General features: G+C 33.3%; 6 protein-coding genes. 4 read left to right on the top strand and 2 right to left on the bottom strand.

From position 1 onward, the window contains the following. The first annotated feature begins 273 nt into the window (after positions 1–273). Complete coding sequence (gene ftnA, locus ACFFHT_RS07755; RefSeq protein ID WP_382375062.1) at positions 274–759, top strand: non-heme ferritin; 486 nt, start codon at positions 274–276, stop codon at positions 757–759. A 21-nt stretch (positions 760–780) separates the two neighbouring features. Beyond that, positions 781–1,275, top strand: a complete 495-nt coding sequence (ftnA, locus tag ACFFHT_RS07750; RefSeq protein ID WP_382375060.1) for a non-heme ferritin — start codon at positions 781–783, stop codon at positions 1,273–1,275. Positions 1,276–1,369: 94 nt separating this feature from the next. On the opposite strand, the gene ACFFHT_RS07745 is transcribed toward ftnA (ACFFHT_RS07750), so the two are convergent. Beyond that, complete coding sequence (locus ACFFHT_RS07745; RefSeq protein WP_382375058.1) at positions 1,370–1,528, bottom strand: hypothetical protein; 159 nt, start codon at positions 1,526–1,528, stop codon at positions 1,370–1,372. A 138-nt stretch (positions 1,529–1,666) separates the two neighbouring features. On the opposite strand from ACFFHT_RS07745, the gene fnr reads away from it, so the two are divergent. Both fnr and uspE read left to right on the top strand, forming a co-directional pair. Beyond that, positions 1,667–2,437, top strand: a complete 771-nt coding sequence (gene fnr / locus ACFFHT_RS07740; RefSeq protein WP_382375056.1) for a fumarate/nitrate reduction transcriptional regulator Fnr — start codon at positions 1,667–1,669, stop codon at positions 2,435–2,437. A gap of 77 nt (positions 2,438–2,514) precedes the next feature. Next, positions 2,515–3,453 (top strand): universal stress protein UspE, encoded by a 939-nt coding sequence (uspE, locus tag ACFFHT_RS07735; RefSeq protein WP_382375054.1) that lies wholly within the window; start codon positions 2,515–2,517, stop codon positions 3,451–3,453. A 60-nt stretch (positions 3,454–3,513) separates the two neighbouring features. On the opposite strand, the gene ACFFHT_RS07730 is transcribed toward uspE, so the two are convergent. Further along, on the bottom strand, positions 3,514–3,884 hold a 371-nt coding region (locus tag ACFFHT_RS07730), incomplete at its 5' end, for an IS3 family transposase (RefSeq protein ID WP_382375052.1).

Genomic DNA, 3,884 nt, shown 5'->3' with positions numbered 1-3,884 from the left:
TAAAAAGAGTGGCTAACATTTAAAGAAAATAAATATTAGCCACAATTTTGTCCACTTGGCATAGTTTTTGACACATCAGCAACAATTTTGTCTACTATGCCTATTAATTCTTATTTAATTGATATTATTTTAAATAAAATGAGAGTTATTCTTCTTTAATTTATAAATAAAAATTATTCCTATTATTTAATATCTTAATAATTAAAAAATGATTTTATTTTTAGTAAATAAATCGTTAAAATTCGGCTGAATTATTTATAAGAGGAAGCAATTATGTTAACACCTGCAATGATTGATAAATTAAATCAACAAATTAATTTGGAATTCTACTCTTCTAACCTTTATCTACAAATGAGTGCGTGGTGTAATGAGCAGGGCTATGAAGGTGCGAGTGCATTTTTACTTCGCCATGCAGATGAAGAGCTACAACATATGCAAAAACTCTTTGCTTATGTAAGTGAAACAGGTGCATTACCAATTTTAGGGACAATTGAAGCACCACAACATAATTTCCAATCATTAAAAGAGGTTTTTGAATTAGTTCTAGAACATGAAAAACTAATTACTCAGAAAATTAATCAACTTGTTGAAGTCAGTTTTACTGAAAAAGATTATTCTACCTTTAATTTCCTCCAATGGTATGTATCTGAACAACATGAAGAAGAAACATTATTTAAACGTATTTTGGCGAAATTTTCTCTCGTGGGTGAAGATAAACGTGGGCTTTATTTTATCGATAAAGATCTTGCTGCACTTTAATTAAATAGAAGGAGAACAATAATGCTATCACCAAAAATTGTTGATATGTTAAATGCCCAAATGAATTTAGAACTCTATTCTTCTAATCTATATCTACAAATGAGTGCATGGTGTACTTATCATGGTTTTGAAGGGGCTGCAAAATTCTTACATCAACATGCAGATGAAGAACTACAGCATATGCGCAAACTGTTTACTTATTTAAATGAAACAGGTGCAAGTACTCGTTTAGAAAAAATTGCAGCAGTACCACATCAATTTACTGATTTAAAAGAAGTCTTTGAATTAGCATATCAACATGAAAAACGTATTACTGCCAAAATTAATGAGTTAGTTTCAGCAACTTTTGAAGAAAAAGATTACTCAACCTTTAATTTCTTACAATGGTATGTTGCAGAACAACATCAAGAAGAGACTTTATTTAATAGCTTCTTAGATAAGCTCAATCTATTAGGTACTGATCGCCGAGGTCTATATCACTTTGATAAAGATGCCTCATCTTCTAGTGCTGAATAATTCTTTTAGCACAATAAACCCTCTTCAAAAAGTGAAGAGGGTTATTTAATTTTGTTCATCTATCCTTCTACATTAAAAAAATAGATTTTAATTCTTATACATTTTCTGAAGAAATTTTTAGATTACTTGCTTGTTTTTCAATAGGTTGCTGTTTTTGATAGTGGCAACTGTGATAAAAAAACGCACTTAATAGAATTGCCATCATCACTAAAATTTGGATTAGTCGTTTTTTAGTTAATTTTTCTGCTGACATACGTTAAGTTTTACCTCAAAAGATGTATTTTACACTTCTTAATAAATCTCTTTTATGATACCATTTATTGCGTTAGATCAAAATTTTTTAGATAATGCACTCGTTCTATTGCATTGTTTTTATAATGAGGTTTCATAGATGAAAGGATTAGTCGAGAGCCGTGTTGGACGTAGAATTCAATCTGGTGGATGTGCTATTCATTGCCAAGATTGTAGTATCAGCCAATTATGTATCCCTTTTACCCTTAATGAGCATGAGCTCGATCAATTAGATAATATTATCGAACGTAAAAAACCCATCCAAAAATCTCAAATCCTTTTTAAAGCTGGCGATGAATTAAAATCTTTATATGCAATCCGTTCTGGTACAATCAAAACTTATACGATTAGTGAAAGTGGTGAAGAACAGATTACGTCTTTCCATTTACCAGGTGATTTAGTGGGATTTGATGCTATTCACAGTATGCATCATCCAAGCTTTGCACAAGCACTTGAAACCTCAATGGTTTGTGAAATTCCTTTTGATATTTTGGATGATTTAGCAGGTAAAATGCCAAAATTACGCCAACAGATTATCCGTTTAATGAGTAATGAAATTCTAAGCGATCAAGAGATGATTCTACTCCTCTCCAAAATGAATGCTGAAGAAAAACTGGCCGCCTTTATTTATAACCTATCAAAGCGTTATTCTGCTCGTGGCTTCTCTGCTCGTGAATTCCGTTTAACCATGACTCGTGGTGATATTGGTAATTATCTTGGTTTAACTGTAGAAACAATTAGTCGTTTACTTGGCCGCTTCCAAAAAACAGGTATGTTATCAGTACAGGGTAAATATATTACTATCAACGATATGCCTGCTTTAGTCGAACTAGCAGGCTCAACAAAAGTAAAATTAAGATTAGCAATGTAATTAAAATCTCGTAATAACTTGCTTTCACTATTGACCTCCTTATAATAAAAGAGAACTCAAAATAAGGAGGTTTTTTTATGCATTTCAATAATATCCTTGTGGTGATTGATCCAGAAAGTCAAAAACAAGCCGCCCTCGAACGTGCTTTACACCTCATTAAACAACAAAATAGTTCACAACCTGTCACCCTTACCGCCTTTCTCGCAATTTACAATCTTTCTTATGCCGTGAGTGTTACTCACTCCACAACCGAACGTGAAGAAATGGTTGCTGCGATAATCGAAGATAAGAAAGCCTGGTTGGGTGAACTCCTTAAAGAATACGATTTAAAAAATATTCATGTAAAAACTGAAGTCGTTTGGGAAAGTAATGAAGCTGATGCAATCGAAAAAGAGATAGTAAAACATCATCACGATCTTGTTGTGAAATTTACCCATCAAGAAGATGATCTTTCTTCACTTATTTTTACACCTACTGATTGGCAATTATTACGTAAATCTTCTTGTCCAATTTTGATGGTTAAAGATGGCGATTGGCAACATCAACGCCGTATTTTAGTGGCAGTCAATGTATCAGATGATGAACCTTATCATGATGACTTTAATAAACAATTAGTTGGTTTAAGTATGAGTTTGGCGCAAAGTCTAGATCGTGGAAATATTCATCTTGTTTCAGCTTATCCAACCGCACCGGTTGGCATTACACTTGATTTACCAGAATTTAGTGTGCCGGATTATGGTAACAGTATTCGTGGTCAACATCTAATCAATATGAAAGCATTACGTCAACACTTTGGCATCGATGAAGATCATACGCATGTTTATGAAGGTTTGCCTGAAGAAGTGATTCCTCATGTAGCACAAGAAATTGGTGCAGAATTAGTCGTTCTAGGAACTATTGGTCGTACTGGTCTTTCTGCTGTATTGCTTGGTAATACTGCTGAACATGTTATTAGTCATTTAAACTGTAACTTATTAGCAATTAAACCAGCAAAAAATATCCCACCAGAAGCGTAATTTTTACTGAAAAAAAGAAAAGGTCTAGCCAATCTGATCTGACCCCGAAAAGTTGGACGATTATTTTAAGGACTGAATTCTGTATTGAACAGGACTCAGTCCATTTAATTTTAATTGTATTCTTTCCTCATTGTAATAACGAACATATTCTTTGATAACAGATTCCAGTTCCTCAATGCTTTCGAAGGTTTTTCCATAAAAACATTCCACTTTCATCCCACCAAAGAAACTTTCCATTGCGGCATTATCTAAACAATTACCTTTCCTCGACATACTTTGCACAATATGATGCTCAGCTAATAACTGTTGATAACTTGCCATTTGATACTGAATCCCTTGGTCTGAATGTAATATCGGTGAATCTCCCTCCGCTAACCGAGCAATCGCTTGTAATACCATCTGTTTCACTAACCTACCATTTGGATGGCGAC

Source organism: Gallibacterium melopsittaci (genome assembly GCF_042433085.1).
In the GTDB taxonomy this organism is placed as follows: Bacteria; Pseudomonadota; Gammaproteobacteria; order Enterobacterales; family Pasteurellaceae; genus Gallibacterium; species Gallibacterium melopsittaci.
Note: the sequence above shows the minus strand (reverse complement) of the source record. Positions and strands in the feature narration are given on the sequence as shown.